Source organism: Polaromonas potterensis (assembly GCF_033446725.1).
Lineage (GTDB): Bacteria > Pseudomonadota > Gammaproteobacteria > Burkholderiales > Burkholderiaceae_C > Polaromonas.
Genome location: NZ_JAWQLX010000003.1, coordinates 505,036 through 529,746, shown reverse-complemented (window position 1 = coordinate 529,746; position 24,711 = coordinate 505,036). Strand labels below are relative to the sequence as shown.

Here is a 24,711-nt window from a genome sequence, read left to right as displayed (position 1 = left end):
TCATGGACACCACACACACCATCCACGTCGATGTTGTCAGTGCGGAAGAGTCCATCTTTTCCGGCGAAGCCAAGTTTGTGGCTTTGCCGGGCGAGGCGGGCGAGTTGGGTATTTACCCACGCCACACACCGCTGATCACCCGCATCAAACCCGGTGCCGTGCGTATTGAAAAAGCCGACGGCACGGAAGAGTTTGTCTTTGTGGCCGGCGGCCTGCTGGAAGTGCAGCCGCATTGCGTCACGGTGCTGAGTGACACCGCTATTCGCGGCAAGGACTTGGACGAAGCCAAGGCCACCGAGGCCAAAGCAGCTGCAGAAGAAGCCTTGAAAAACGCCAAAAGCGATATCGATATTGCCATGGCCCAGTCTGAACTCGCTGTCATGGCGGCCCAGATCGCGGCGCTGCGCAAATACCGCCAGAAAAAATAAGTCGTTTCTCTGCGACAACCAAAAAACCGGTCCCAGTGGCCGGTTTTTTTATGTTTGAATTGCTATCAAAGGTATAGCTTCTTGCGCCCATCGCTAAAGGGCTGGAGGCCGATTTGACGCACAACAGCAGTGTTGGCCGTCAAGCTGAAACCGACAGCGGCGGGGGCGTGTTCTAAAGCAGCAGCGGCGCGTCCGGCAGTTCGTTGGGGTTGGCGGGTAGGTCGGCGGACGGCAGGGCAAAGTGCTGCATCAGCAGGGCCGAGGTTTCTTCGAGAGCCTGCGTCAGGCCGTCTTCATAACGCAGCTCGCGAAAGGTGTTGCTCATGCGGGCCATGACGGCTTTCCAATGGGCGTCGGTGGCGTGTTTGTTGAGCCCACGATCGGCCACGATCTCGATTGCATGTTCGGCCAGCAGGACGTAGATCAGCACGCCATTGTTGTGCTCCGTGTCCCACACGCCCAGTTTCCCGAACAACGCCAGCGCACGTTCACGGATCACCTGCTGCAAGGGTTTGGCACGGTTGATGCGCCAGAGGTAACTCAGGGGCAAGGCGGCTTCGATACAGATGCGGATCTCGCCGCTGTGGCGCTTTTCGCTCGCGGTGACACGTTGCGTCACACGCGTCAGCACTTCGGGCGGGATGGCGCGTTCAGCGTCGGAGCGGTCCAGCCACAGGTGTTTGAGGATCAGGAAGAGTTTGGACAACATGATGACTTTCCTGGCCTTACCAACTGCCTGAGGCGCCGCCGCCGCCGAAGTTGCCGCCGCCGCCGCTGCTAAAGCCGCCACCGCCGCCGCCACTGCGGAAACCGCCTCCGCCCATGCCGGGGCCACCCCAGCCGCCACCACCGCCGCGGCGCCCGGTGGGTGCCAAACTCGCCACCAGCGCAAAAATGATGCCGGCAACTGCCGCAACACCGGCCACCAGCAAGCTGGCCGTGACAAACCAGGCGAGCACACCGACGGCACCGCCGGTCACAAAGGAGCCGGCCTTGCGCCCGATGATGCCGGCCAACACGCGGCCGCCAATCGGCACCGCAAAAAACAGAAACACGGCCAGGTCCATCCACTGGAAGCCGCCATCGCCGTTGCCACTGAAATCGCCCTGGGCGGCCTCCGGCTCGGGGAGTTTTTCGCCCGAGATCAAGGCCATGAGCTGATCCGTCGCCGCGTTCAGGCCGCCGGCATAGTCGCCTTCGCGAAAACGCGGCGTGATGGCGCGGGCAATCACCTGGCGCGCAGCCAGGTCCGGGATCGCGCCTTCCAGCGTCTTGGCCGTGGCGATGCGTACCTTGCGGTCATTTTTGGCCACGATGAGCAGCAGCCCGTCGCCAACCCCCTTGCGGCCTATTTTCCAGAGATCACCCACACGCTGGGTGTAATCCACAATGTCTTCGGGCAGGGTGGTGGGCACCATCAGCACCACAATTTGTGAACCCTTGGCCTTTTCAAAGGCTGCCAGCTTGGCTTCCAGGGCCTGTTTTTGTCCTGCATCCAGCGTACCGGTGCTGTCTATCACCCGCGCCGTGAGGGCGGGGATGGCCTGCAGGCCAGGCACGGCCTGCGCCAAGGCCTGGCCCTGCAGCAGGCCCAGGGCCAGGCACAAGGCCGTCAACCAGCCAGCGATACGCGTGCGAAACATGGGGTGCTGCCTGCCGGCTTATTTCTTCTCGAAACTGACGGCCGGCGGGGCGCTGATTTGCGCCTCGTTCTGCACCGTGAAGTTGGGCTTGACTTTGTAGCCAAACACCATGGCCGTCAGGTTGTTCGGAAAGCTGCGGGCGAGCACGTTGTAGGCTTGCACCGCCTGGATGTAGCGGTTGCGGGCGACCGTGATGCGGTTTTCTGTGCCTTCCAGCTGTACCCGCAGGTCCTGGAAGCCCTGGTTGGCCTTGAGGTTGGGGTAGTTTTCAGTCACCACCAGCAGGCGCGACAAGGCAGAGCTCAGTTCGCCCTGGGCCGCCTGGAATTTGGCGAAAGCTTCGGGGTTGTTCAGGGTTTCGGGCGTCACCTGCATGGAAGTGGCTTTGGCGCGCGCTTCGACCACCTTGGTCAAGGTGTCCTGTTCAAACGCGGCTTCCCCTTTGACCGTGGCGACGATGTTGGGCACCAGGTCAGCGCGGCGCTGGTACTGGTTGAGCACCTCTGACCAGGCCGACTTGGTCTGCTCGTCCAGGCTTTGGAAGTCGTTGTAACCGCAGCCTGACAGCAGCAGGGCGAACAAGCCGGTAAAGATCCAGCTGACAAAACGCAATTTCATGAAAAGCCTCCAAAAAGCAAGTTGCAACACTACCATAGTCATATGCACTTTCATCCCACTGATTCGTCTCCAGCCGCCAGCCCCTTGCAGGTGCTGCAAGCCGGCCTGCGACCGGTGGCCAGGGCGGGGGCCAAACCCGGCTTGCTGGTGGCCGGTGCCACCGGGCCGCTGGGCAGCGAGGTTTTGCGGCGGCTGGCCGGCAGCGGTGCTTTCTCCCAGACCCAGGTGCTGGCGCGTGAACCCATCACCGCCGGGCTGCTGCAGGTGGGCATCACCGTGGTTGGCGCTGGTGATATCGCGGCCTGGCCGGTGTACCCGCTGGCGGTGCAGACCGCGGTGGTGATGTTCGAGCCGTCCCGCCTGCACCACGACCGCGAGCGTGCCTTGTGGACGCCGGTGCCCGGGCAACTGCTGGCGCTGGCGCACTGGCTCAGGCGCTGCGGAGTGCAGACCCTGGTGCTGGTGCTGCCCCATGCGCAGGGGAGCTTGCCGCAAGCCCTGATGCAGGGCCTGGCCAGCATCGACGAGCAGGCGGTGACGGCGCTGGGTTTTGAGCGGGTTTTGCTGCTGCGTTCTGCGCAAAAGCCGGGCGCGACGGCGGCTGCCAGCGCCCTCGAAAAACTCGCGGCCTGGATGTTGTCGATTGTTAAATACATGATCCCGGCCTCGGCCCAGCCGCTGCGGCCGGCCAAACTGGCGGAGTTTATCGACCTCGCCCTGCGGGAGTTGCCGGCCGGCACCCATGTGGCCGGGCCAGAACTGTTGTGGCAGGCCGCGCAGGCGCGAGACATGCACAAGGTGGTGTCGGCGTGGCTTAATACGACAGAGCCAACTTCAGCGCCGAGCTGAACCCGTCTTTCTTCGAATTCATCCATGCAAAAACCCAAAGTTTCCCCGGCCAACCAAGGCAGCGCCGATGACACCGAGGCGGCCTTTTACGAAGCGCTGCAAACCGGCGACATTGAAAAACTCATGGCCTGCTGGGCCGATGAGGATGACATCGTTTGTGTCCATCCGGGCGGGCCGCGCATCCTCGGACCTGGCGCCATACGTGCCGCGTTTGACGCGATGTTTGCCAATGGCAGCATCCGGGCGCAGGCCGAAAAAGTCCGCAAGATAGAAAGCATGGGCACCAGCGTGCACAGCGTGCTGGAGCGTATCGAGATCATGACCGAAGAAGGCCCGCGCCACGCCTACGCCATTGCCACCAATGTCTACCAGAAGACCGCACAGGGCTGGCGCATGGTGGCGCACCATGCCAGCCCGGGCACGCCGCACGAGATGCAGGAAGCCTCGGACAGCCCGCCAGTGCTGCATTGATGGCGATGTTTTACCAGGCCCCCTGGTGGTTGCCCGGCGGCAACCTGCAAACCATTTACGCAGCCTTGCGTTCCAAACGTTACCTGGCCGAGGCGCCGAGCTTTCGCCGCGAGCGCTGGATCACGCCCGACGATGATTTTGTTGATGTGGATTTTGCCCGGCACGCCAGTGCCGATGGTGCGCCGCTGCTGGTGGTGTTTCATGGCCTGGAGGGTTCGTCGGCCAGCCACTATGCCGAAGCTTTTGCCGACGTTGCGCGTGTGCGCGGCTGGGCCTGTGCCGTGCCGCATTTCCGCGGCTGTTCGGGCGAAATCAATCGCGCGCCGCGCGCCTACCACTCGGGTGACTTCGAAGAAATCGACTGGATATTGCGGCGTTTCCGGCGCCAGCATACGGGTCCGCTGTTTGCCGTCGGCATTTCGCTGGGCGGCAATGCCTTGATGCGCTGGGCCGGCGAAATGGGGGCTGCGGCCGGTGCGGTGGTGACCGCCGTGGCCTCGGTGTGTTCGCCATTGGACTTGACCGCCAGCGGTTATGCGATTGGGCAGGGCTTTAACCGCCTGGTCTACACCCGCATGTTTCTCAGCTCCATGGTGCCCAAGGCGCTCAAAAAGCTGGAGCAACACCCCGGCCTGTTCAGTGCCGAAGCGCTGCTGGCGGCACGCGATCTGTACGCCTTCGACAACATCTTCACGGCGCCGCTGCACGGCTTTCAGAACACCGAAGATTATTGGGCGCGCGCCTCGGCCAAGCCGTACTTGCAGCGTATTGCGGTGGCGGCGCTGGCCGTCAACGCGCTCAACGATCCCTTTATCCCGCCCGCCAGCCTGCCGCAGGCCGCCGACGTGAGTGCCACCGTCACGCTGTGGCAGCCGCGTGAGGGCGGCCATGTTGGTTTTCCATCGGCACCTTTTCCCTGCCATGTGCGTGCCATGCCCGAGGCGGTGTGCGGGTTTTTTGCGGCGCAGGTCGAAGCAGCGCAAAATCAACACCATGGATGACATCGTTCGCCAGGCCATCGCCAAATGGCCCAACGTTCCCAACTGCTACGGATGGCTGGGCTTGGACGCGCGCGGCAACTGGTATATGCGTGACGACAAGGCGCAGGCCGCCGGCCCCTTTGCCGGCGGGCCGCTCGCCGCCAAAGGTTCGTTACTCAAACATGAGAAGCTGATTGATTTCATCCAGCGCAACTACGAAAGCGACCAGGCTGGCCAGTGGTTTTTCCAGAACGGCCCTCAGCGCGTGTATGTGGAGCTGGAGGCCACGCCGCTGGTCTGGCGTTTAGGCGGCGCGCCGGATTTTTCCGTGACCGCGCATACCGGCGAGCCGGCGCGTGCACAACGCTGTATGCTGGATGAACAGGGCCGTGTCTACCTGGAGACCAATATCGGTTTTGGCCTGGTGCATACGCAGGACATGTTGCATGCGGCCGACGCGATCGAGCAGGGTTTGTGGGTGCCCGAAGAAGTCGCCACGCGGGAGTTGCCGCTGCGTTTTGCCTATGTGCGCAGCCCGGCCGCGGGTCAGGCAAGCCATTCGCTATAAAAACAATAGCTTTTTGTGCCCGCTGTGTAAGGGCTGGAGGCCATTTCCATCTAGAAACACCCATAAAAAAGCCGGTCCAGGACCGGCTTTTTTGCTGAACCCGGAGGATCGCCTTATTTGGCGGCTGCTGGCTCGGCAGCGGCGACAGGCGTGGCGGCCGCAGGTTTTTGTGGCTCGGCGAACTTCGCGCCAGCAGCATTGGCCATGTGGGCAACCGCCCGGCCAATTTCAGCGTCTTCAAAATCACCACCGCCCTGGGGGCCCATGGCGCCTTTGCCTTTGAGCGCGGAGGCCCACAGGGTGTCAAAGCCGGTTTTGATGCGGGGGCCCCAGGCGGCGGCATCGCCAAACTTGGGTGCGCCGGCAACGCCGGTGGCGTGGCAGGCAGCACACTGGGCCGTATAAACTTCGGCGCCGGCCTTCAGGGGGCGATTGGCATCACGGATTTCAACCGTGCCGACTTTCTGGATGCGTTGGGCGATGGCCTTCTGGACATCCACGGCGCCAGCGGCGGGTTTGTTGTCCGAGGTGACGTAATAAACCAGCGCAATGATGGCGAAAATCGGGATGACAAAAGAGAAGAAAATCGCAGCCAGCAATTGCTTCGGTGTTTTGATGGGGCCAGAGTGGTCTTCTTCGTGGGCCGTTGTGTGATCGTTTGCGCTCATGGCTTCCTCAAAAAACTAAAAATCGATAACTAAAGCAACTCATATTCGACAACCTTCGATTATAGCTGCGGCCCTCTTAATAACCTGGGATAGAGGCTGCCTGACTGCTAGAATCAAACACTTCCACAGGAATCGGGTTTGCAAAGCCTGATCCTGCGAAGTCTCTGCCCACCGAAAAAGTCGGGCAGAGCACACCTTTCAGCGTTGCGGCTGTAGCTCAGTGGATAGAGTATTGGCCTCCGAAGCCAAGGGTCGTGGGTTCGATCCCCGCCAGCCGCACCAACTTTCTTTTTCAATCCCCCCGCGACAGACGCCTGGAACTACAACATGAACGAGGCAAATGCTCACGTGGCGGCTTCCGGCCAATTGGGCTTTGGTTTTGACGACGGCCTTGCGCTGAGCGCGCCAGCGCCCAAACCCGCCCGGACCCGCAAAGCCAAAACGACGACACCCACCCCTGCCACCTCGGCGGCGCTGGAGCCTGAAGCGATGGCGCGTGTGCTCGACAGCCATGCCGATTACCGCGTGTTGCGGCGCCTGCCCGTGGTGCAGCAGTTTGCGCACCAGCCGCAGAGGCCGGTGACGCGGGTGTTGATCCTGGACACGGAAACCACGGGGCTGGACTCTTCGCACGACCGCATCATGGAGCTCGCGCTGCTGCTGGTCGATGTGGAAACGGCGACTGGTTTGCCAACCGGGCGGGTCGAGGTTTATGACGGCCTGGAAGACCCCGGCATGCCGATTCCGGCTGAGGTGCAGGCCATCACCGGCATCAGCGACGAGATGGTGCGTGGCCACAAGCTGGATGAACAACGTGTGGCCGCCATGCTGGGCAAGGCCGACCTGGTGCTGGCCCACAACGCCGGTTTTGACCGCCCGTTTGCCGAGGCGCGGCTGGCGCAATTTGCGCAACTGCCCTGGGCCTGTTCGTTTGCCGATCTGGACTGGAAAAAAGAAGGCCGCAGCTCGGCCAAGCTGACCCAGCTGGCGCAGGACCTGGGCTGGTTTTACGACGCACACCGCGCTGAAATGGATTGCCATGCATTGCTGGCCGTGTTGGCCAGCCCGCTGCCGGTCTCTGGCCAAACCGGGTTGGCGCGCCTGTTGGCTGCCGCCTCCCAACCCAGCTACCGCCTGCAGGCCACGGCCGCACCTTTTGAGGCCAAGGATTTGCTCAAGGCCAGAGCTTACCGTTGGGACGGGCAACACAAGGTGTGGCAAACCCGGCTCAATGACGAAGCCCAGTTGCAGGCCGAATGTGACTGGCTCAAGGTGGCGGTGTATGACAACCGCCCGGCGCGTGTGCAGGTTGAGCAGTTCGATGCCCTGAACCGTTACGCCGCCCGTCCCGGCAAACTCGATTTCAAAACGCTTTAAGCGCTTGTGGCGGGGCCGCGCTGCCAGGTGATGCAGCGGTTGTTGGCCGGCATGGCCCGGTCTTCCCGCAACACCAGGCCGGCGCCTGCCGCCAGTGCCTCCACCGCCTCAAAATCGCGCAGCCCGCTGGCCGGGTTGCCCGCGCGCAAACTGGCATCAAAACGCGCGTTGCTGTCGCTGGTGAAGCGGCCGCCGTAATTGAACGGGCCGTACACCACCAGCAAACCTGCGGGCGGCATGCGCCGGCCCAGTTCCAGAAACAGTTGTGTGACTTCCGGCCAGCCCATGATGTGCAAGGTGTTGGCGCTGAAAACGGCGTCAAAGGCGATGTCTGGCCAGGCTTGCCGCATGTCCACGTCAATCGGGGCCGGCGTGTTCGGCAAGCCGGCCTCCTGCAACCACAAAGTGATACCCGGCAAGTTGTCCGCGACATCCGAGGTCTGCCAGCGCAAGCCCGGCAGGGCTTGCGCAAAATACACCGCGTGCTGGCCGGTGCCGCTGCCGATTTCCAGCACCTGGCGGCAACCGGCAAAACGTTCACGCAAAACCTCCAGAATCGGTTCGCGGTTTCTGTCGGTGGCGGGGGCATAGGGTTTGTCCATGGAGGGTTGATTGTCGCTGCCTGGGAACTTTTGCGGGAAAACCGCGCCCTGCAAAGAGGGTGGGGGCGAGGTATAAACAACAGGAAAATTCACCGATCGCAAGCGTCACCGGGCGCTGCCTCTCCAACCAGGACCCTAAGCCATGAGACTGCACAAACCTCTCCTTATTTTGCTCGCGCCCCTGCTCTGGCTAAGCGGCTGCGCGCTGTTTCCCATCAGCTCCATCAGCCCGGGGATGTCGCGCGAAGAAGTGGTGTCGCGCATGGGCGCCCCGACAGCGGTGGTGCCCCTGAGCCAGGGCAGCCGTTTGCAATATTCCGGCCAGCCGGGCGGCCAGTATGCGTTCATGGTGGACCTGGATGCGGCGGGTCGTGTGGCCAGCGTCAGGCAGGTGCTGGATGAGGCAGATTTTCAGCGCATCGAACTGGGCAAATGGACACGTGCGGACGTGTTGCGCGAGTTCGGTCGGCCGGCTTTCATCGAGCGCGTGGCGTCCTGGCCGGGTGAGGTCCTGACCTACCGCTGGTACGGCATCCAGGACATGTTTTATTGGGTCTATATCGACGGCAACCAGGTGGTGCAAAAAGCCCATCCGGGCGTGGAAGAACGCCCGAGCATGGTGCCCGTGATGCCTTAATCGGCGTCGTCAGAAGCGTCGGTTTTCTTCAAGGCCAGGGCCGCTTCGTACAACTCGTTGCGGGGTGCGCCGGTGATGTCGGCGGCTAGTTTCACGGCGGTTTTGAGCGGCAATTCGGCCAGCAGCAATTGCAAGACCCGGCTGCCGTCGTCCCTGGCCTGGGCCTGTTCGCCCGGATGTAAAACCAGCGCAAACTCCCCGCGGGTGCGCTGGCTGCCGGCAGCCAGCCAGGCGCTGAAGTCCTGCGCCGCAACGCTGGCGATTTCTTCAAACTGCTTGGTCAGCTCGCGGCCCACCGTGATCACACGTGCACCCAGCGGCGCCATGGCTCGGGCCAGGGCCTCGATGCGGTGCGGCGCTTCCAGGATGACCACGGCGCGTTTGTCGGCCTGCAGGGCCAACACGGCCTGATCCCGTTCCGCGGCCTTGGACGGCAAAAAACCGGCAAAAACAAAACCGGCGTCGCCGCTGATGCCCGCCACGCTCAAGGCGGTGGTCACGCTGCTGGCACCGGGCAGGGGCAGGATGGTGAGTCCGGCGGCGCGCACCGCCGCCACCAGGCGTGCGCCCGGGTCGCTGACAGCCGGGGTGCCGGCATCGCTGACATACGCCACCCGCTCACCGCGCTGCAGGCGCTCTATCACCAGCAGGGCCGCTTGCGCTTCGTTGTGTTCATGCACGGCCAGCAGGGGTTTGTTGTCGATGCCGTACTGGCGCAGCATGGTTTGGGTGTGGCGCGTGTCCTCGCAGGCGATGGCCTGCACCAGTTGCAGCACATGCAGGGCCCGCAGGCTGATATCCGACAGGTTGCCGATGGGCGTGGCCACCACATACAGGGCCGCTTCGGGATAATGCTGCATGCCGGCCGCGGCACGTGCGGCAGCCAGGGCCAGGTCGAAGGAAGCGTTCAATGTGGTTTTCCAAAAAGCAGGTTGCAAAAGAGCCGGTCAGCGGCGGCAGCGGTGTGGCCGGCGCGCAGCAGCAGCCCGGCCAGATTACCACCAAGCGCCTGGGCGACGCGGCGGAAGCACTGGCGCTGGCCTACCTGGTCAAGGCGGGGCTGAAACCGGTGGACGCCAATTATCGGACGCCGGGCCGCGGCGGCGGCGAGGTGGACCTGATCATGCGGGCGCCCGATGGCACTTTGGTGTTTGTCGAGGTGCGCCAGCGCAAAAGCACGCTGCATGGCGGCGCGGCGGCCAGCATTGGGGTGATCAAGCAGCGCCGGCTGGTGTTTGCGGCACGCCACTACCTGATGCGTTTTGCCAGCGCGCCGCCTTGCCGATTTGATGTGGTGCTGGTCGAAGGCCGGCTCGATGCGCCCGACACGGTCGTGGTTGAATGGCTGCGCGGCGCGTTTGATGCGGACTGATTCGCTTGTGAATGGCGTATTTGCCCCCATTTTGTAACCATGCATTGCGCGGCGGCGGGCTAAGAGCCCGTGGACGCCAAACTGAAATTTTTGACCCGGTATCATTGCCCCATGCTCGAACAACGCATTGAACAGAACTTTATTGACAGCGCGGACCTGAAATATCAGGCGGCGCAACTACTTTCCAAACCGATTGCTGCCGCGGTGCAGGCCATTTTGGCCAGTGTGACCAGTGGCGGCAAGGTGCTGGCCTGCGGCAACGGCGGCTCAGCCGCGGATGCCCAGCATTTCGCGGCCGAGTTTGTCGGGCGGTTTGAGCGCGAGCGGCCCGAGCTGGGTGCGATTGCGTTGACCACCGACAGCTCCATCCTCACGGCCATCGCCAACGACTACGATTTCAGCGTGATTTTTTCCAAGCAGGTGCGCGCCTTGGGCGGCGCCGGCGACGTGTTGCTGGCGCTGAGTACCAGCGGCAACTCGGCCAATGTGCTGGCCGCCATCGAGGCGGCGCACGAACGCGAGATGACGGTGGTGGCGCTGACCGGCAAGGGCGGTGGCCAAATGACGGCGGCCTTGCGCGAAACCGACGTGCATATCTGCGTGCCGCATGACCGTACGGCACGGATTCAGGAAGTTCATCTGCTGGCCCTTCACTGCATTTGTGACGGCGTGGATGCCCAATTACTTGGCGACCAGGAAAGTCCTTGATGAAAAAAACCAATCCAAGCACCACCCGTTTCAAGCGGCTGATGCTGACGGCCTGCACCATGGTCGTGCTGGGCGGCAGCCTGACCGCTTGTTTTCCGCTGGTGCTGGGCGGCGTCGCGGGCGGCGCCATGGTGGCCACGGACCGCCGCACCTCGGGTGCCCAGCTGGAAGACGAAGGTATTGAGTTGCGCGCCATGAGCCGTCTGCGCGACAACCTCGGCAGCCGTGCACGGGTCAGCGTGACCAGCTATAACCGCCAGGTGCTGATCACCGGCGAAGTCCTCAACGAGCAGGACAAAAAACTCGTGGAGCAGGTGGTGTCCCGGGTCGAAAACGTCAACGGCGTGGTCAACGAACTGGCCATCATCGACAGCCCCTCACTGGTGCAGCGTTCTTCCGACGTGTTGATCACCGGCCAGGTCAAGGCCTTGCTGATCGATACCAAGGACTTGTATGCCGGCGCCTTCAAGGTGGTCACCGAACGCGGCACCGTCTACCTGATGGGTCGTGTGACGCAGCGCGAAGCCGACCGTGCGACCGAGATCGCCCGTGGTGGCCGCGGTGTGCAGAAGGTGGTGCGGATTTTCGAGGTCATCAGCGAAGAAGAACTGAAACGCCTGATGCCGCAGCAGGCGGCCAAACCGACGGCCGCCGTGGGCACGCAGAGCAGCGGCGTCTAACACCGGCGCTCAGCTCCCCCAAAAAAAAGCCGGCGACAGGCCGGCTTTTTTGTGGGCGTGTGGTTTTTACGTCAGGCGTTTGATCAGGCTGGAGGTGTCCCAGCGCTGCCCGCCCATGGCCTGGACGTCGGCGTAAAACTGGTCCACCAGCGCCGTCACCGGCAGCCGTGCGCCATTGGCCTTGGCTTCATCCAGCACCAGGCCAAGGTCCTTGCGCATCCAGTCGACGGCAAAACCAAAATCAAACTGGCCGGCCACCATGGTTTTGCCGCGGTTGTCGAGTTGCCAGCTCTGCGCCGCACCCTTGCCGATCACGTCCAGCACCTGCTTCATGTCCAGCCCGGCCTTCTGGCCAAAGGCCACGGCTTCGCTCAAGCCCTGGACCAGGCCGGCGATGCAGATCTGGTTGACCATTTTGGTCAACTGGCCGGCGCCGCTGGCACCCATCAAGGTGAAGGCCTTGGAAAATGCCATGCCGGCCGGCTTGACCGCCTCAAAGGCCACCGCATCACCGCCACACATGACGGTCAACAGCCCGTTTTGGGCCCCGGCCTGTCCGCCCGAGACCGGCGCATCGACAAACTGCAGGCCCAGCGCTTGCGCTGCCGCATACAACTCGCGCGCCACATCGGCGGAGGCCGTGGTGTGGTCGACAAACACCGCGCCCGGCTGCATGCCGGCAAAGGCGCCGTGCTCGCCCAAGGTGACGCTGCGCAAATCGTCGTCGTTGCCGACGCAGCAAAACACGATGTCGGCGCCGACTGCGGCCGTGCGCGGTGTTTCAGCATGTTTCAGGCCCTTGGCCCCCGCGTACTCTGCGCACCAAGCTATCGATTTGGTAGCGGTCCGGTTGTAGACGGTGACGGCGTGGCCGGCCAACGCGAGGTGGCCGGCCATGGGGTAACCCATGACGCCCAGCCCCAGAAAGGCAACGTTCAGGGCGGGAGCGGGTTCGTAGGTTTTTGGGTGGGTGCTGGAAATAGTCATGATTTAAACAATGGCCATGTGTTCGGTGCCGGCCGCCAGGTCCTGGGTTTTGGCACGTTGGGAGTTGAGTTTGATCTGCAGCCGCAGGTCGTTGACGGAATCGGCATTGCGCAGCGCGTCTTCGTAGCTGATCTGGTGGCTTTCAAAAGCGTCGAACAGCGCCTGATCGAAGGTCTGCATGCCCAGGTTGCGGCTTTTCTTCATGATCTCCTTGATCTCGGAGACCTCACCCTTGAAGATCAGGTCGGAAATCAGCGGTGTGTTCAGCATGACTTCCACCGCCGCGACCCGGCCCTTGCCGTCCTGCTTGGGCACCAGGCGCTGCGAGATCATGGCTTTCATGTTCAGCGACAAGTCCATCAGCAACTGGGCGCGGCGTTCTTCGGGGAAGAAGTTGATGATGCGGTCCAGCGCCTGGTTGGCGCTGTTGGCGTGCAGCGTCGCCAGGCAGAGGTGGCCGGTTTCGGCAAAAGCCACCGCATGCTCCATGGTTTCGCGGTCGCGGATTTCGCCCATCAGGATCACGTCGGGGGCCTGGCGCAGCGCATTTTTCAGCGCCGACTCCCAGCTGTCGGTGTCCAGGCCCACTTCACGCTGCGTGATCACGCAGTTTTTGTGCGGGTGCACAAACTCCACCGGGTCCTCAATCGTGATGATGTGGCCGAAGGAGTTTTCGTTGCGCCAGTCCACCATGGCCGCCAGCGAGGTGGACTTGCCCGAACCGGTGGCGCCGACCACGATACACAGACCGCGTTTGGACATCACCACGTCTTTCAGCACCTGCGGCAGGCCCAGACCGTCGATGGTCGGCAGTGTGGCCGGGATCACCCGCATCACCATGCCGACCTTGCCCTGCTGGATAAAGGCGTTGACGCGGAAACGGCCAACACCGGGCGGAGAAATCGCGAAGTTGCACTCCTTGGTGCGCTCAAACTCGGCGGCCTGCTTGTCGTTCATGATGGCGCGCGCCAGCGCCAGCGTGTGGCCGGCGTTCAGCGGCTGCGGCGAGACCTTGGTGATCTTGCCGTCGACCTTCATGGCCGGCGGAAAGTCACTCGTGATAAACAGGTCGCTGCCATTGCGGCCGACCATCAGCTTGAGAAGGTCGTTGATGAATTTACTGGCCTGGTCGCGTTCCATGTGCGACTCCTTTCAAACAGATTCGGTAGCCGTCAGAAAGACGGAAGGATTGACGCGCAGGCGAGTGCCCTCTTCAACCCAGCAGGGGCCGCAGGCGCAGCGGCCCCCTCGGGGGGCAGCGCTGTAGACGAAGTGACAAGCGTGGGGGCCATATCTAGCCGGGGAAGTTCTCGGGTATTTTTGCCTTACTGCGTGCTTCAGCGGCAGAGATGATGTTGCGCTTGACCAGGTCCGTCAGGTTCTGGTCCAGCGTCTGCATGCCCACGCTGTTACCGGTCTGGATGGACGAATACATCTGTGCCACCTTGGCCTCGCGGATCAGGTTGCGGATGGCGCTGGTGCCCAGCATGATCTCGTGCGCGGCGACGCGGCCCTGGCCGTCCTTGGTCTTGCACAGGGTTTGCGAAATCACCGCTTGCAGCGACTCCGACAACATGGCGCGGATCATGTCTTTTTCCTCGGCCGGAAACACGTCGATGATGCGGTCAATGGTTTTGGCCGCGCTGGAGGTGTGCAGGGTGCCGAAGACCAGGTGGCCGGTTTCGGCGGCTGTCATGGCCAGGCGTATGGTTTCCAGGTCGCGCATCTCGCCGACCAGGATGGCGTCGGGATCTTCGCGCAGCGCGGATTTGAGCGCCGCGCTGAAACTCAGCGTGTGTGGGCCGACCTCGCGCTGGTTGATCAAGCATTTTTTCGATTCGTGCACAAACTCGATCGGGTCTTCCACCGTCAGGATGTGGCCGTATTCGGTTTCGTTCAGGTAGTTGACCATGGCCGCCAGGGTGGTGGACTTGCCCGAGCCGGTGGGGCCGGTGACCAGCACCATGCCGCGCGGTTTCATCGCCAGCTCGCCGAAAATTTTCGGCGCGTTGAGCTGTTCCAGCGTCAAAATTTTCGAAGGAATGGTCCGGAACACCGCACCGGCGCCGCGGTTCTGGTTGAAGGCATTGACGCGAAAACGCGCCAGGCCGTCGATCTCGAATGAAAAGTCGATTTCCAGAAACTCTTCGTAATTCTTGCGCTGGGTGTCATTCATGATGTCGTACACCATGGCGTGAACCTGTTTGTGGTCCAGCGGATCCACATTGATGCGCCTGACATCGCCGTGCACCCGGATCATAGGCGGCAGGCCGGCCGACAAATGCAAATCGGAGGCCTTGTTCTTGACGCTAAAAGCCAGCAGCTGGGTAATGTCCATCCGGGAGGTTCCTCTGAGTCTAGGTTTACAGTTCGATTATGACCACGATTGTTGACAATCTCCAAGCCGTGCACGCACGGATTGTTGCGGCCTGCGCAGCCGCCGGACGCGATCCCGCCACCGTGCGTTTGCTCGCCGTTTCCAAGACCTTTGGGCCCGAAGCCGTGATGCAGGCCGTGACCGCAGGGCAACACATGTTCGGCGAAAACTACATCAAGGAAGGGGTGGAAAAACTGCTGCTGATCCGGGAATGGGAGGCCGAGAACCGTGCCCCGCCTTCGGAATGGCATTGCATCGGCCCGGTGCAAAGCAACAAGACCCGGCTGGTGGCCGAGACCTTTGACTGGGTGCAGTCCCTGGACCGCTTGAAAATTGCGCAGCGGCTCAGCGAGCAGCGGCCACCCCATTTGCCGCCGCTGCAGGTGTGCTTGCAGGTCAACATCGACGGTGGCGCCAGCAAGTCGGGCGTGGCGCCGCACGAGGCGCTGGCGTTGGCCGCCGAAGTCGCGCGCCTGCCCCGGTTGCAGTTGCGCGGTCTCATGTCGATTCCCGAGCCTGCTCCTGATTTCATAGCTTCTCGCGCAATCCATGAAAGGGCTGCAGGCCTTTTTGATCAGATTAACAGCGCCGGCGTGTTGCCGCAGGCCATGGACACCCTGTCCATGGGCATGACGGCAGACCTGGAAGCCGCCATCCATGCCGGCAGCACGATGGTGCGCGTGGGAACGGCGATTTTCGGGGGAAGGTAAGCCGTAGGTCCCCACATTCTCCACGGCGTGTGATTCGCCGCCGCCGAGGGGGCCTTTCTTGCGCGGGCTGATCCCGCCCTTGCCGGCGCTTTATTTCCTGCTGATCACTACAACGCCGCCGACGCCTTTGGCGTCGCTGTTTTTGCCGCGCATCAGGTTGGGGCTGCCTATGGTCAGGGTGAAGTTGTCGGCGTTGTAGCGGCCCGCGCCCAGCAGGTAGACCGGGTTGCTGCCGTTGAGGATCACGGTGTCGCCTTGCACGGTGATCATCATGTCCTGCTGCACCCGTTTTGACTCACCCCCGTTGCTAAAGGACTGCACCAGCACCCCGCGAAAGCCGCCCTTGCCAAAGCTCTCGGTCACGCGCAAGCTGCCGTTGGCGGTGTAACCAGTTTCGGAAACATAGTCCACCAGCCATTCACCCAGCATGGGGAATCCGGCGGCGGCCGCCTTGTTGTTGTCATGAGGGGCCGGCTGGCGTGCCGCCTGGGTCGGCACTTGGCTGGCGGCCTGCGGCGCGGAAGACACCTTGGCATCACAACCCCAGGCGCGCACCTTGCAACTGGAGCCGCCCTTGGCCCGGCATTCCGACATGGCCCGTGCCTGCGTATTGGCGCTGGTGCTGCCCGTGCCCCATCCATACGCGTTGGAGCCCTTGGCCTGGTCGGCGGCGTAGGCGCCGCATTCACCACTGAAGCGGAGCACGACAGAACAGTCAGCACCGCACTCACGCATGGAACGCTGGTCGGCCTGGTCAACGCTGGGGTGGTTGAAAGAAAACCCGTATTTCTCGCCCTGCAGGGTGTCTATGGCCAGTGCGCCCGCGGCCATGGCATGGCTGCCCGCGAACAGCAGCATGCTCGCAGCAAGCCAGGCGACGAGAGTTTTCAGTGCAGAAATCATGGTTTTCCTTCAAAGTTACTGCTTGGGCACAACCATCGGTTTGATGGCGCCGCAATTGCTGTCCAGCCATTTGGCCGAGGTATGGAGTGTGGTGCTTTTTGGCACGCCCTGACCGCCGGTGTTGATTTTCATGCTCATGGTGTAGGCCGTGTCGCCGGTGAAGGTGACCTGGCCTTCGCCGCTGGAGGGCGGGTTGGTGCAGCTGAATTTCAGCTTCATGCCGGTGCTGCTTTTGTCGCTGCTCGTGGTGGTGCATGTGCCTTGTTGCTGTATCGGCAACTGCTGTTTGTCCGCCATTTCCGGGGTGATACACATCTTCGTGACCATGCCACCCTTGGATGCGCCGCCCGGGCTCATGCCCTGTTTGGCCATCATGTCTTCCATCTGCTTGCGTTGTGCCGGCGGCATGCTGGCCATTTGCTGCTGCATCTGGGCCATGGCCTGGTCCATCTCCGGACTGCCGCCCAGCTTGTTGCTGGCCTCCCATAAACCGGGCTTCATGATTTGAGCCAGGGCCGGCAGGCCGGCCAGCAACAGCAGGCCCGGCAACACGGCGCGGGCAAGAGACAAAGGGGTCAGTAAACAGGTGTTCATGGGACCTCCAGAAAGCCAGTTGATGCCAGTGGCCAGTCTAGGGCGAGCGTGGGCTCTCGTGCAAGTGTAGAAAGCCCCAAACCCTGGGTGGCTGAGTTTGTCTGCAGAGCGCAGTCCCGGACGGCGGTTGCAGGGGGGGCCAGAACGCGGGCGGCGCGGTCCCGCCGAGTTGACTGTTGCGTTGGATCAACAGGGCAGCATCGGCCGCCCTGGAATTCGTCTTACACGCATTTACATATTGGATGATAATCATTATCATTCGCGGTTCCACTTGGAAATAACAGCCACCCACCGTGTTTGCATGGATGCATACGCCTCGGCAGCCAGCCAATCAACCCGACTGCGCCCCGACAGGACCCTTCCATGTATCCGCCTCTTCGCCGCCGCCCGCTGGCCGCCGCTATTGCTGCTTTTCCCTTTGCCCTGCTGCTTGATTCGGCCGGCCTGGCCCATGCCCAGGCAGTGCCTTCAACGATGAAAGAGATCGTCGTTTCCGGCTCCCGGACCGAGCAGGATGTGGACGACGTTGCCGCCACCATCACGACGATTTCATCCGAACGTATTGAGCGCGAAATGCCGACGGATCTGGAAGGACTGTTGCGTTATGAAAGCGGCGTGTCGGTGCGTGTCCAGCCGAACCGGGCTTCCGCCGTTTTCCGTGCCACCGGACGCGCTGGTAACGAAGGCATCAACGTGCGCGGCCTGGAAGGTGACCAGGTCATGCTGCAGGTCGATGGCGTGCGCCTGCCGGGGAGTTATTCAAGCGGTCCTTATGCGGCCGGCCGCGGCAACTACATCGACCCAGAAGCCTACAAGCGGGTCGAAATTTTGCGTGGTCCCTCGTCCACCCAGTTCGGCAGTGACGGGCTGTCGGGTGCTGTCAGCTTCGTGACCAAGGACCCGGTCGACCTGCTCACCTTCGGCAACCCGACCCAGACGGCGATCAAGCTGGCTTACAACTCGGTGGACAAGTCCTGGCAAACCACCCCGAGTTTCGCTTTTCGCACCGACCAGGTCCAGGGCATGGTGCTGGCCAGCTTCCGCAGCGGACATGAAGCCGAGACCATGGGGACCAACAACGTCGCCAACCTGAACCGCACGACGGCCAATCCTTCCGACAACAAGTCGGACTACCTGCTGAGCAAACTGGTGATCAAGCCTAACCAGGCGCATGAGTTCAAACTCACGGCCGAGTCGCTGGACCGCAAAAACGACACCAACATCCTGAGCTTTTTCGGCGACCCGAGTGCGGCGGCCACACTGACCGGCGTCAGGGCACGCGAGGATATCAAGCGTGATCTTTTCAAGCTGGACTACCGCTTTACCCAGCCCAAGGGCGGCTGGTTCCAGGTGGCCACGGCCAGCATTTACCACCAAGCGTCCGAGAACAGCCAGTTCGGGTTTGAGTCGCGCTCCACCGCGCCGCTGGTGCGCACCCGCGATACCACTTACCGTGAAAACGCGACCGGCGGCAATGTGCAGTTCGAGAGCCACTTCGGCCAGGACATCGCTCACCGGCTGGTCTACGGCGTGGATGTCTCGCAAACCGAGGTGACGAGTTTGAAAGCGGGCTTCAACAGCTCCGGCGGGGCTTTTGTGACCAACAAAGGGTTCCCTGATACCGACAGCATGCTGGCTGGCGCCTTCATCCAGGATGACATCACCATAGGCAACTGGAGTGTGGTGCCCGGACTGCGTTATGACAGCTTCAGCCTGAAGCCCCGGGCCGATGCCCTGTATCTCGTCAACAACACGGTTCCTCCGTCCTCCTTGAGCGGGGGCGAGTTGTCACCCAAGCTCGGCCTGATCTGGAAGCAGTCGCCGCTGGTCAATGTCTTTGCGCAATACGCCCATGGCTTCCGTGCGCCGACCGCCAACCAGATCAATGGCGGCGTGACCAACCTGACCTCGTTCTACACCTCCATTGGCAACCCCAACCTGAAGCCTGAGACCAGCGACTCGTTTGAGTTTGGCTTGCGCGGCCGCTCGGATTCGCTGCGTTACAGCGCCAGTGTGTTTGAGAGCAGGTACGACAACTTCATCGCGAGCAATGTCAAGGTCGGCGGGGCGGGAACCGCTGCCAACCCGACCGTGTACCAGTCGGTCAACCTGTCGAACGTGAAGATTCGTGGTTTTGAAGTCCGCAGCGACTGGACCTTCCGGCCGAACTGGTCGGTGTCGGCCGCGTATGCCCATGCGAAGGGCGACTCCAACACCAGCGGCGTCAGCACACCGCTGGCGACCATCGACCCGGACAAACTCATTCTCGGCCTGCGTTACGACCGGGACGGACTCTTTGGCGGGCAGCTCATGGTGACGGCGGTGGAACGCAAGGACCGCAACCCGACGCCGGCCAACTACACCCCGGGTGGCTACAGCGTGGTTGACTTGTCCGGCTGGTACCAGATCGACAAGCGCACTTCGCTGAATTTTGGCTTGTTCAATCTCTTTGACCGCAAGTATTTCCAATGGGCCGACGTGCGTGACGTGGCCTCCAATGTCAGCAGCCTGGATGCCTACAGCCAGCCAGGACGCAACTTTAGCGTCAGCATCAAGCACCAGTTCTAAGCCACCATGACTTTCATCGACCGACCTGACCTTGCCGATTTTCTGCGTGTGAACGCGCCTTGTGCTGACTGCGCGCGCGAACCGCTGTCGTCTGTTCTGGAGGCAGGTCGATGACCGTCACTCATTTCTACCGGGGCTTGTTCGCGCTGCTGCTGTTGACCGCCGCCACGGTGGTGCAAGCCGCCTCGGTGCTGTTTGTGACCAGCAGTCCCATCCAGCCGGGTAAGTTCCGCCTGCTGGCCGAGATTGCGGCGCCTTATGGCGTCAAGGTCGACGTTCGTTACGTGGAGAAGCTGCCGGCTGAGGTCGATGCGGGTGTGTTCAAGGGCCATGACCTGGTGGTTTTTGACACGCCGCGCGATCACCTGCGCGACGCCGTGCAGGCCCGCTTGCGCGCCGCCTTGCCAGGGATGAGCGTGCCCTCGCTGTGGCTGCATGACAGCCAGCCGAGCTGGAAGGGTTTGCCGGATCCTCTGGCAAAACGATTACACGCTTATTACGTGAATGGCAGCAAGGCCAACTTCAAGGGGTTTTTCCAGTCCGTCGCGGCCCAGCTGGCTGGCCGGCCTTGGGACGGGATTGCCCCGCCCATTGTTTTCCCCAAGTCGGCGATCTACCACCCGGCGGCGCCCAATGTGGTGTTTGCGGACGCCGCGAGTTATTTGGCCTGGAAAAAGGTCAACCCGGCCCAGCGTCCGCCGGTGATCGCCATTGCCCTGCACCAGCAATACATCACGGCCGAACAGACGGCCTTCATCGACGACATGATTGCCCGCATCGAGGCTGCTGGCGCCGTGCCGCTGGCTTTTTACAGCCCGGTCATGGAGGCCGATGCCATGAGCCGCATGATGGCGCCCGGCGGCAAACGCCTGGCCGACGTGCTGATCAACACCCAGATCATGCTGAACCCGGAAGGGCGTAAAAAAGAATTCGAAGCCATGGGTGTGCCGGTGATCCAGGCCATGCCTTATCGCAAGGGGGACGCCGCCGCCTGGGCCGCCGACCCGCAGGGTGTGGCCCTGATGGACGTGCCGTTTTATCTGTCCCAGGCCGAATACGCCGGTGTCAGCGACATCCAGATCGCCGCCGCGACCGACAAGGCCACGGACCAGATCACGGCGATTGCCGTGCAATCCGCCGCCGTGGTGACCAAGGCCGTGAACCTGGCCAAACTCCAGGCCAAACCCAAGGCCGAGAAAAAGATTGCCATCTTTTTCTGGAACTACCCGCCGGGTGAAAAAAACCTGTCCGCCTCCTACATGAACCTGCCGAAAAGTTTGCAGGCCACGCTGGCAGCCCTCAAGGCCGACGGCTACACCACGGAGGTACCCGATGACAAGGTGCTGACCGCTTTGCTGCAACGCCTGCTCGCGCCTTTTTACCGGCCGCCCCAGGACAACGCGGAACTGGAAGCCCTGGTCCGTGACGGTCTGGCCGACCTGCTGCCGGTAGATGCCTACCGCCGCTGGCTGGCCGGCTTGCCACCTGAGATCGGCCGCGATCTGCGCGCCGCCTGGGGCGAGCCCGACAAGTCGGCCATGGTGCTGCGGCGCAATGGCCAGGCGTATTACGCCGTGCCCCGCCTCAAGCTGGGCAACGTCGTGATCCTGCCGCAGGCCTCGCGCGGTGAGCGTGGCGAGAACAAGGAAAAAGCGCTGTACCACTCGGTCAAGGTGCCGCCCACCCATTTCTACCTCGCCGAATATTTCTGGATGCGTGAGCAGTTCGGCGCTGACGCGTTGGTGCACTACGGCACCCACGGTTCCCAGGAATGGTTGCCGGGCAAGGAGCGCGGCCTGTCCATGCTCGACTACCCGCACCTGATGCTGGGCGATGTGCCGGTGATCTACCCCTACATCGTCGACAACATTGGCGAAGCCCAGCAGACCAAGCGCCGCGGTCGCGCCGTGACCATCAGCCACCAGACGCCGCCTTTCGCTCCCGCCGGCTTGCACCAGGCCCTGACAAGCATCCACGACCTGCTGCACGCCTGGCTGGCCCAGGACGAAGGCGCGGTGAAGGACAAGCAAAAGGCCGAGTTCCTGACGCTGGTGAAGAAGGAGCGCATCGAGAAGGACCTGGCCTGGAGCGAGGCCCGCATCGCGCAGGACTTTCCCGGCTTTATCAACGCCGTGCACGACCACCTGCATGAACTTGCCCGCACCGCCCAGCCCATGGGTCTGCACACCTTTGGCAAAGGCGCCGACGAGAAATGGCGCCTGGGCACGGTGATGCTGATGCTGGGCAAGGACTTCATCGAAGGTTCGGCCGCGCCGGGTGAGGAGGCCGATGAAGCCCTTGTCGCCAACTATGACAAGCTCACCCAATCCTCGCCCTACAAGCTGCTCAAGCGTTATGTGGTCGATGGAGAGTCCAGTGACGGCCTGGCGCCGAATCTCAAAGAGGCGGTCGAAAAAGGCAAACGCTGGTACCAGGACCTCGGTGCCAGCAATGAGATGGCGGCGATGCTGGCCATCCTCGACGGCCGCTACCTGCCAACCTCCTACGGTGGAGACCCGATCAAGAACCCGGACTCCTTGCCCACCGGCCGCAACCTCTACGGTTTTGACCCTTCGCGCATTCCCACCAAGGCGGCCTGGGAGGCCGGCAAGGAGGCCATGGACAGCCTGATTGCCGCGCACCGCAAGCAGTCGGGGCGTGTGCCGAAGAAACTCACCTTCTCGCTCTGGTCCGTGGAGACCATGCGTCACCAGGGCATGCTGGAAGCCCAGGCGCTCTGGGGCTTGGGGGTGGAGCCGGTGTGGGACCAGGGCGGCCGCGTCACCGACGTGAAACTGGTGCCGCGCGAGCAGCTCAAGCGCCCGCGTGTGGACATCGTGCTGTCGGCCACTGGCCTGTACCGCGACCACTTTCCCAACACCATGAAGATGCTGGCCAAGGCCGCCAAACTCGCCGCCGAGGCCAACGAGGCGGACAACCCGGTGGCGGCCAACGCCCGCGAGATCAGCGCTAGGCTGCTCAAGCAGGGCTGGAAGCCGGAGGCTGCGCAAAAGGCCGGCCTGACCCGCCTCTTCGCGTCGGAATCCGGCCAGTACGGCACCGGCCTCGATGACGCGGCGCTGGCCACCGACACCTGGAACAGCAAGGCCGAAGGCGATAAAAAGCTGGCCCAGTTGTACCTGTCGCGCATGCAGTTTGCCTACGGCCCGGACGAAACGGACTGGGGCAAAAGCGCGAAGGACCTGGCCGGTCCCGGCGCAAAGACCAGCGGCAACCTTTACGCCGATCACCTCAAGGGCACCGAAGGCGCTGTGCTCTCGCGCAGCTCCAACCTCTACGGCATGTTGACCACCGACGACCCCTTCCAGTACTTGGGCGGCATCGCGCTGGCCGTGCGCCACCTGGACGGCAAGGCGCCCGAACTCTACATCTCCAACCTGCGCGGCTCCGGCAGTGGCAAGGTCGAAGGCGCGGCCGAGTTCCTGGCCAAGGAACTGGCCACCCGCAACTTCCACCCTGGCTACATCAAGGGGCTGATGGGCGAGGGTTATGCCGGCACCTTGCAGGTGCTGGACAGCATGAACAACTTCGCCGGTTGGACCTCGGTGGCCCGCGAGATTGTGCGTGACGACCAGTGGCAGGAATTCGCCGACGTCTATGTGCGCGACAAACACCAGCTGGGCCTCAAGGACTGGTTCGAGCGTGAGAACCCCCATGCGCTGGCGCAGACCATAGAACGCATGCTGGAAGCCGCACGCACCGGCTACTGGCAAGCCGACAAGGACACTGTCCAGGAGCTCAAACAGCGCTACAAGGAGCTGGCCCAACGTTACGACGTGCGCACGGACAACAGCAAGCTGCAGGCCTTTGTCGGCATGGCCGGCTTTGGCCTGGGTGCGGCGCTGCCGGCGCCCACGCCGGCGTCGGCCGCTGCCGTAGAGGCCGCGCTCGCCGATCCGGCACCGGCGCCCGCGCCCGTTGAGCCACCGCAGATCACCGGGCAGAAGCTGGAGCCAGTCGCGCCGCCCGTGGTCCAGGCACTGGGCGCCTTGTTGATAGGCGCGATTGCGCTGCTTGTTTTCTTCCCCCTCGTCGGCGCCTGGCGCCAATGGCGACAAACCACCCACGTATGAAACTCCTTGCTTCCCTGACTTTATTGCTGGCCACCGCGGCCGGCGCCCACCCCCTGGACGGCCGCATCTGGGACACCCGCAGCGGCAGCTTTATCAGCGCTGAAGCGGCCTATGACCGCGCCGCTGCCAGCCCCTATGTGCTGCTGGGCGAAAAACACGACAGCGAGGCCCACCACCGTTTGCAACTGGAGGCCTTGCAGGCCCTGGGCCAGCGTGGACGTCAACCCGTCCTGGCGCTGGAGCAGTTCGACCGCGAGCACCAAGCGGCGCTCAGTGCCGCGCAGGCCGCTGGCGCGAAAGACGCCGAGCAGCTTGCGGATGCCGGCCAGCTCAACCGCAAGGGCTGGCGCTGGCCCATGTACAAGGACATGATCGCCTTCGCCGCAGGCCAGGGCTGGCCGCTGATCGCGGCGAATCTGTCGCGCACCGACGCCCGCGAGATCGCCTTGGGCAAGGTCAAGCCCGTGTTGCCACCGGCCGATGCCGCCCAGTTGGCCGCGATGGAGGCGGAGATTGTGCAGGGCCACTGTGGGCAACGTCCGCCGCAAGATCGCCTGGAGGCCATCGTCACGGCGCAACGCGCCCGCGACGCACGCATGGCCGAAGCGCTGGTGTCAGCCGCCGGCCCCGTGGTGCTGATCGCCGGCGCCGGCCATGTTCGGCGCGACCGCGCCGTGCCGCGTTATCTGAAGGATGGCGAGCGTGCCCTGACCATCGCCTACGTGGAAGTGGCCGAAGGCCAGGAGACGCCGCAGACCTATGACGCCGCAGGCTTTGACCTGCTGTGGTTCACCCCGCGTGTGGCAGGGCGCAGCAACCCTTGCGACAAACCCCTGCCCGGCTCTGTCGCCCCCATCGTCTTTCCCCAAAAATAAGG

At 62.9% G+C, this 24,711-nt stretch carries 25 protein-coding genes and 1 tRNA gene; 15 read left to right on the top strand and 11 right to left on the bottom strand.

Annotated features, from left to right (window positions below; all coding sequences use genetic code 11):
• Window positions 1-2 precede the first annotated feature (2 nt).
• The gene (locus R6254_RS08605) at window positions 3-428 is read left to right on the top strand and encodes a F0F1 ATP synthase subunit epsilon (RefSeq protein WP_318406013.1); all 426 of its coding nucleotides are present in this window, start codon (window positions 3-5) and stop codon (window positions 426-428) included.
• 172 nt (window positions 429-600) lie between these two features.
• Here the strand turns inward: R6254_RS08605 and R6254_RS08600 are convergent, their stop codons facing one another.
• The 3 genes from R6254_RS08600 to R6254_RS08590 are packed head-to-tail and all read right to left on the bottom strand — an operon-like array spanning window position 601 to window position 2,689.
• Window positions 601-1,137, bottom strand: a complete 537-nt coding sequence (locus R6254_RS08600; RefSeq protein WP_318406011.1) for a TPM domain-containing protein — start codon at window positions 1,135-1,137, stop codon at window positions 601-603.
• A 16-nt stretch (window positions 1,138-1,153) separates the two neighbouring features.
• Window positions 1,154-2,071 carry a TPM domain-containing protein gene (locus R6254_RS08595; protein WP_318406009.1) on the bottom strand — a complete coding sequence of 306 codons (918 nt, stop codon included), beginning with the start codon at window positions 2,069-2,071 and terminating at the stop codon, window positions 1,154-1,156.
• 18 nt (window positions 2,072-2,089) lie between these two features.
• On the bottom strand, window positions 2,090-2,689 hold the full coding sequence (locus R6254_RS08590; protein WP_318406007.1) for a LemA family protein: 600 nt from the start codon (window positions 2,687-2,689) through the stop codon (window positions 2,090-2,092).
• Between the two features lie 42 nt (window positions 2,690-2,731).
• Here R6254_RS08590 and R6254_RS08585 point away from each other — a divergent pair, with 42 nt between their 5' ends.
• From R6254_RS08585 to R6254_RS08570, 4 genes are read left to right on the top strand one after another with little or no spacing between them, the layout of a single operon-like run.
• The gene (locus tag R6254_RS08585) at window positions 2,732-3,538 is read left to right on the top strand and encodes a Rossmann-fold NAD(P)-binding domain-containing protein (protein WP_318406006.1); all 807 of its coding nucleotides are present in this window, start codon (window positions 2,732-2,734) and stop codon (window positions 3,536-3,538) included.
• A 24-nt stretch (window positions 3,539-3,562) separates the two neighbouring features.
• Window positions 3,563-4,009 (top strand): YybH family protein, encoded by a 447-nt coding sequence (locus R6254_RS08580; protein ID WP_318406004.1) that lies wholly within the window; start codon window positions 3,563-3,565, stop codon window positions 4,007-4,009.
• A gap of 5 nt (window positions 4,010-4,014) precedes the next feature.
• The gene (locus R6254_RS08575; RefSeq protein ID WP_318406095.1) at window positions 4,015-5,010 is read left to right on the top strand and encodes a YheT family hydrolase; all 996 of its coding nucleotides are present in this window, start codon (window positions 4,015-4,017) and stop codon (window positions 5,008-5,010) included.
• Window positions 5,003-5,557 (top strand): DUF2946 family protein, encoded by a 555-nt coding sequence (locus R6254_RS08570; RefSeq protein ID WP_318406003.1) that lies wholly within the window; start codon window positions 5,003-5,005, stop codon window positions 5,555-5,557. Before R6254_RS08575 ends, R6254_RS08570 begins: the two co-directional genes overlap by 8 nt.
• 113 nt (window positions 5,558-5,670) lie before the next feature.
• On the opposite strand, the gene R6254_RS08565 is transcribed toward R6254_RS08570, so the two are convergent.
• Window positions 5,671-6,225, bottom strand: a complete 555-nt coding sequence (locus R6254_RS08565) for a c-type cytochrome (RefSeq protein WP_318406001.1) — start codon at window positions 6,223-6,225, stop codon at window positions 5,671-5,673.
• A 206-nt stretch (window positions 6,226-6,431) separates the two neighbouring features.
• Here R6254_RS08565 and R6254_RS08560 point away from each other — a divergent pair.
• Together R6254_RS08560 and R6254_RS08555 are read left to right on the top strand one after the other, a co-directional pair.
• Window positions 6,432-6,507, top strand: a tRNA-Arg gene (locus R6254_RS08560).
• 45 nt (window positions 6,508-6,552) lie between these two features.
• Window positions 6,553-7,602: a 3'-5' exonuclease gene (locus R6254_RS08555; RefSeq protein WP_318406000.1), complete on the top strand. Its 1,050-nt coding sequence runs from the start codon at window positions 6,553-6,555 to the stop codon at window positions 7,600-7,602.
• Here the strand turns inward: R6254_RS08555 and R6254_RS08550 are convergent.
• Complete coding sequence (locus tag R6254_RS08550; protein WP_318405999.1) at window positions 7,599-8,204, bottom strand: DUF938 domain-containing protein; 606 nt, start codon at window positions 8,202-8,204, stop codon at window positions 7,599-7,601. The two genes, R6254_RS08555 and R6254_RS08550, sit on opposite strands and share 4 nt — an antisense overlap.
• Window positions 8,205-8,346: 142 nt before the next feature.
• Here R6254_RS08550 and R6254_RS08545 point away from each other — a divergent pair, with 142 nt between their 5' ends.
• Window positions 8,347-8,841 (top strand): hypothetical protein, encoded by a 495-nt coding sequence (locus R6254_RS08545; RefSeq protein ID WP_318405997.1) that lies wholly within the window; start codon window positions 8,347-8,349, stop codon window positions 8,839-8,841.
• Here R6254_RS08545 and rsmI read toward each other — a convergent pair.
• Window positions 8,838-9,701 (bottom strand): 16S rRNA (cytidine(1402)-2'-O)-methyltransferase, encoded by an 864-nt coding sequence (rsmI, locus tag R6254_RS08540; protein ID WP_318406093.1) that lies wholly within the window; start codon window positions 9,699-9,701, stop codon window positions 8,838-8,840. The genes R6254_RS08545 and rsmI overlap by 4 nt on opposite strands.
• 50 nt (window positions 9,702-9,751) lie before the next feature.
• Between rsmI and R6254_RS08535 the strand changes: the two genes are divergently transcribed.
• The 3 genes from R6254_RS08535 to R6254_RS08525 all read left to right on the top strand — a co-directional run bounded on the left by R6254_RS08535 (window position 9,752) and on the right by R6254_RS08525 (window position 11,601).
• Window positions 9,752-10,213 carry a YraN family protein gene (locus R6254_RS08535; RefSeq protein ID WP_318405995.1) on the top strand — a complete coding sequence of 154 codons (462 nt, stop codon included), beginning with the start codon at window positions 9,752-9,754 and terminating at the stop codon, window positions 10,211-10,213.
• Window positions 10,214-10,324: 111 nt separating this feature from the next.
• Window positions 10,325-10,921 (top strand): phosphoheptose isomerase, encoded by a 597-nt coding sequence (locus R6254_RS08530; RefSeq protein ID WP_318405994.1) that lies wholly within the window; start codon window positions 10,325-10,327, stop codon window positions 10,919-10,921.
• Window positions 10,921-11,601 (top strand): BON domain-containing protein, encoded by a 681-nt coding sequence (locus tag R6254_RS08525; RefSeq protein ID WP_412103132.1) that lies wholly within the window; start codon window positions 10,921-10,923, stop codon window positions 11,599-11,601. Before R6254_RS08530 ends, R6254_RS08525 begins: the two co-directional genes overlap by 1 nt.
• Window positions 11,602-11,667: 66 nt before the next feature.
• On the opposite strand, the gene R6254_RS08520 is transcribed toward R6254_RS08525, so the two are convergent.
• The 3 genes from R6254_RS08520 to R6254_RS08510 all read right to left on the bottom strand — a co-directional run bounded on the left by R6254_RS08520 (window position 11,668) and on the right by R6254_RS08510 (window position 14,926).
• A complete protein-coding gene (locus tag R6254_RS08520; RefSeq protein WP_318405993.1) occupies window positions 11,668-12,588 on the bottom strand; it encodes an NAD(P)-dependent oxidoreductase in 921 nt (306 codons plus the stop codon).
• Window positions 12,589-12,591: 3 nt separating this feature from the next.
• Entirely contained in the window at window positions 12,592-13,728 is a 1,137-nt protein-coding gene (locus R6254_RS08515) for a PilT/PilU family type 4a pilus ATPase (RefSeq protein WP_318405991.1), read from the bottom strand.
• Between the two features lie 154 nt (window positions 13,729-13,882).
• Window positions 13,883-14,926 carry a type IV pilus twitching motility protein PilT gene (locus tag R6254_RS08510; protein ID WP_318405989.1) on the bottom strand — a complete coding sequence of 348 codons (1,044 nt, stop codon included), beginning with the start codon at window positions 14,924-14,926 and terminating at the stop codon, window positions 13,883-13,885.
• A gap of 38 nt (window positions 14,927-14,964) precedes the next feature.
• Here R6254_RS08510 and R6254_RS08505 point away from each other — a divergent pair, with 38 nt between their 5' ends.
• Entirely contained in the window at window positions 14,965-15,675 is a 711-nt protein-coding gene (locus R6254_RS08505; RefSeq protein WP_318405987.1) for a YggS family pyridoxal phosphate-dependent enzyme, read from the top strand.
• A gap of 90 nt (window positions 15,676-15,765) precedes the next feature.
• Here R6254_RS08505 and R6254_RS08500 read toward each other — a convergent pair whose 3' ends face one another.
• A complete protein-coding gene (locus R6254_RS08500) occupies window positions 15,766-16,578 on the bottom strand; it encodes a DUF4189 domain-containing protein (protein WP_318405985.1) in 813 nt (270 codons plus the stop codon).
• A 15-nt stretch (window positions 16,579-16,593) separates the two neighbouring features.
• Complete coding sequence (locus tag R6254_RS08495) at window positions 16,594-17,172, bottom strand: DUF3617 domain-containing protein (RefSeq protein ID WP_318405984.1); 579 nt, start codon at window positions 17,170-17,172, stop codon at window positions 16,594-16,596.
• A gap of 363 nt (window positions 17,173-17,535) precedes the next feature.
• Here R6254_RS08495 and R6254_RS08490 point away from each other — a divergent pair, with 363 nt between their 5' ends.
• The 3 genes from R6254_RS08490 to R6254_RS08480 all read left to right on the top strand — a co-directional run bounded on the left by R6254_RS08490 (window position 17,536) and on the right by R6254_RS08480 (window position 24,709).
• Window positions 17,536-19,740 carry a TonB-dependent hemoglobin/transferrin/lactoferrin family receptor gene (locus tag R6254_RS08490; RefSeq protein ID WP_318405983.1) on the top strand — a complete coding sequence of 735 codons (2,205 nt, stop codon included), beginning with the start codon at window positions 17,536-17,538 and terminating at the stop codon, window positions 19,738-19,740.
• Window positions 19,741-19,850: 110 nt separating this feature from the next.
• Window positions 19,851-23,834 (top strand): cobaltochelatase subunit CobN, encoded by a 3,984-nt coding sequence (gene cobN, locus R6254_RS08485; protein ID WP_318405982.1) that lies wholly within the window; start codon window positions 19,851-19,853, stop codon window positions 23,832-23,834.
• The gene (locus R6254_RS08480; protein ID WP_318405980.1) at window positions 23,831-24,709 is read left to right on the top strand and encodes a ChaN family lipoprotein; all 879 of its coding nucleotides are present in this window, start codon (window positions 23,831-23,833) and stop codon (window positions 24,707-24,709) included. The genes cobN and R6254_RS08480 overlap by 4 nt, the downstream gene beginning before the upstream one ends.
• Window positions 24,710-24,711 lie beyond the last annotated feature (2 nt).

Excerpts from the sequence above, each read along its gene's own strand:
- R6254_RS08600 (WP_318406011.1), bottom strand. The coding sequence starts at position 1,137 with ATGTTGTCCAAACTCTTCCTGATCCTCAAACACCTGTGGCTGGACCGC.
- R6254_RS08550 (WP_318405999.1), bottom strand. The coding sequence starts at position 8,204 with ATGGACAAACCCTATGCCCCCGCCACCGACAGAAACCGCGAACCGATT.
- R6254_RS08510 (WP_318405989.1), bottom strand. The coding sequence starts at position 14,926 with ATGGACATTACCCAGCTGCTGGCTTTTAGCGTCAAGAACAAGGCCTCC.
- R6254_RS08500 (WP_318405985.1), bottom strand. The coding sequence starts at position 16,578 with ATGATTTCTGCACTGAAAACTCTCGTCGCCTGGCTTGCTGCGAGCATG.
- R6254_RS08490 (WP_318405983.1), top strand. The coding sequence starts at position 17,536 with ATGTATCCGCCTCTTCGCCGCCGCCCGCTGGCCGCCGCTATTGCTGCT.
- R6254_RS08580 (WP_318406004.1), top strand. The coding sequence starts at position 3,563 with ATGCAAAAACCCAAAGTTTCCCCGGCCAACCAAGGCAGCGCCGATGAC.
- rsmI (WP_318406093.1), bottom strand. The coding sequence starts at position 9,701 with ATGCAGCATTATCCCGAAGCGGCCCTGTATGTGGTGGCCACGCCCATC.
- R6254_RS08555 (WP_318406000.1), top strand. The coding sequence starts at position 6,553 with ATGAACGAGGCAAATGCTCACGTGGCGGCTTCCGGCCAATTGGGCTTT.
- R6254_RS08575 (WP_318406095.1), top strand. The coding sequence starts at position 4,015 with ATGTTTTACCAGGCCCCCTGGTGGTTGCCCGGCGGCAACCTGCAAACC.
- R6254_RS08565 (WP_318406001.1), bottom strand. The coding sequence starts at position 6,225 with ATGAGCGCAAACGATCACACAACGGCCCACGAAGAAGACCACTCTGGC.
- R6254_RS08480 (WP_318405980.1), top strand. The coding sequence starts at position 23,831 with ATGAAACTCCTTGCTTCCCTGACTTTATTGCTGGCCACCGCGGCCGGC.
- R6254_RS08515 (WP_318405991.1), bottom strand. The coding sequence starts at position 13,728 with ATGGAACGCGACCAGGCCAGTAAATTCATCAACGACCTTCTCAAGCTG.
- R6254_RS08570 (WP_318406003.1), top strand. The coding sequence starts at position 5,003 with ATGGATGACATCGTTCGCCAGGCCATCGCCAAATGGCCCAACGTTCCC.
- R6254_RS08525 (WP_412103132.1), top strand. The coding sequence starts at position 10,921 with ATGAAAAAAACCAATCCAAGCACCACCCGTTTCAAGCGGCTGATGCTG.
- R6254_RS08545 (WP_318405997.1), top strand. The coding sequence starts at position 8,347 with ATGAGACTGCACAAACCTCTCCTTATTTTGCTCGCGCCCCTGCTCTGG.
- R6254_RS08590 (WP_318406007.1), bottom strand. The coding sequence starts at position 2,689 with ATGAAATTGCGTTTTGTCAGCTGGATCTTTACCGGCTTGTTCGCCCTG.
- R6254_RS08495 (WP_318405984.1), bottom strand. The coding sequence starts at position 17,172 with ATGAACACCTGTTTACTGACCCCTTTGTCTCTTGCCCGCGCCGTGTTG.
- R6254_RS08585 (WP_318406006.1), top strand. The coding sequence starts at position 2,732 with ATGCACTTTCATCCCACTGATTCGTCTCCAGCCGCCAGCCCCTTGCAG.
- R6254_RS08605 (WP_318406013.1), top strand. The coding sequence starts at position 3 with ATGGACACCACACACACCATCCACGTCGATGTTGTCAGTGCGGAAGAG.
- R6254_RS08520 (WP_318405993.1), bottom strand. The coding sequence starts at position 12,588 with ATGACTATTTCCAGCACCCACCCAAAAACCTACGAACCCGCTCCCGCC.
- R6254_RS08505 (WP_318405987.1), top strand. The coding sequence starts at position 14,965 with ATGACCACGATTGTTGACAATCTCCAAGCCGTGCACGCACGGATTGTT.
- R6254_RS08530 (WP_318405994.1), top strand. The coding sequence starts at position 10,325 with ATGCTCGAACAACGCATTGAACAGAACTTTATTGACAGCGCGGACCTG.
- R6254_RS08535 (WP_318405995.1), top strand. The coding sequence starts at position 9,752 with ATGTGGTTTTCCAAAAAGCAGGTTGCAAAAGAGCCGGTCAGCGGCGGC.
- cobN (WP_318405982.1), top strand. The coding sequence starts at position 19,851 with ATGACCGTCACTCATTTCTACCGGGGCTTGTTCGCGCTGCTGCTGTTG.
- R6254_RS08595 (WP_318406009.1), bottom strand. The coding sequence starts at position 2,071 with ATGTTTCGCACGCGTATCGCTGGCTGGTTGACGGCCTTGTGCCTGGCC.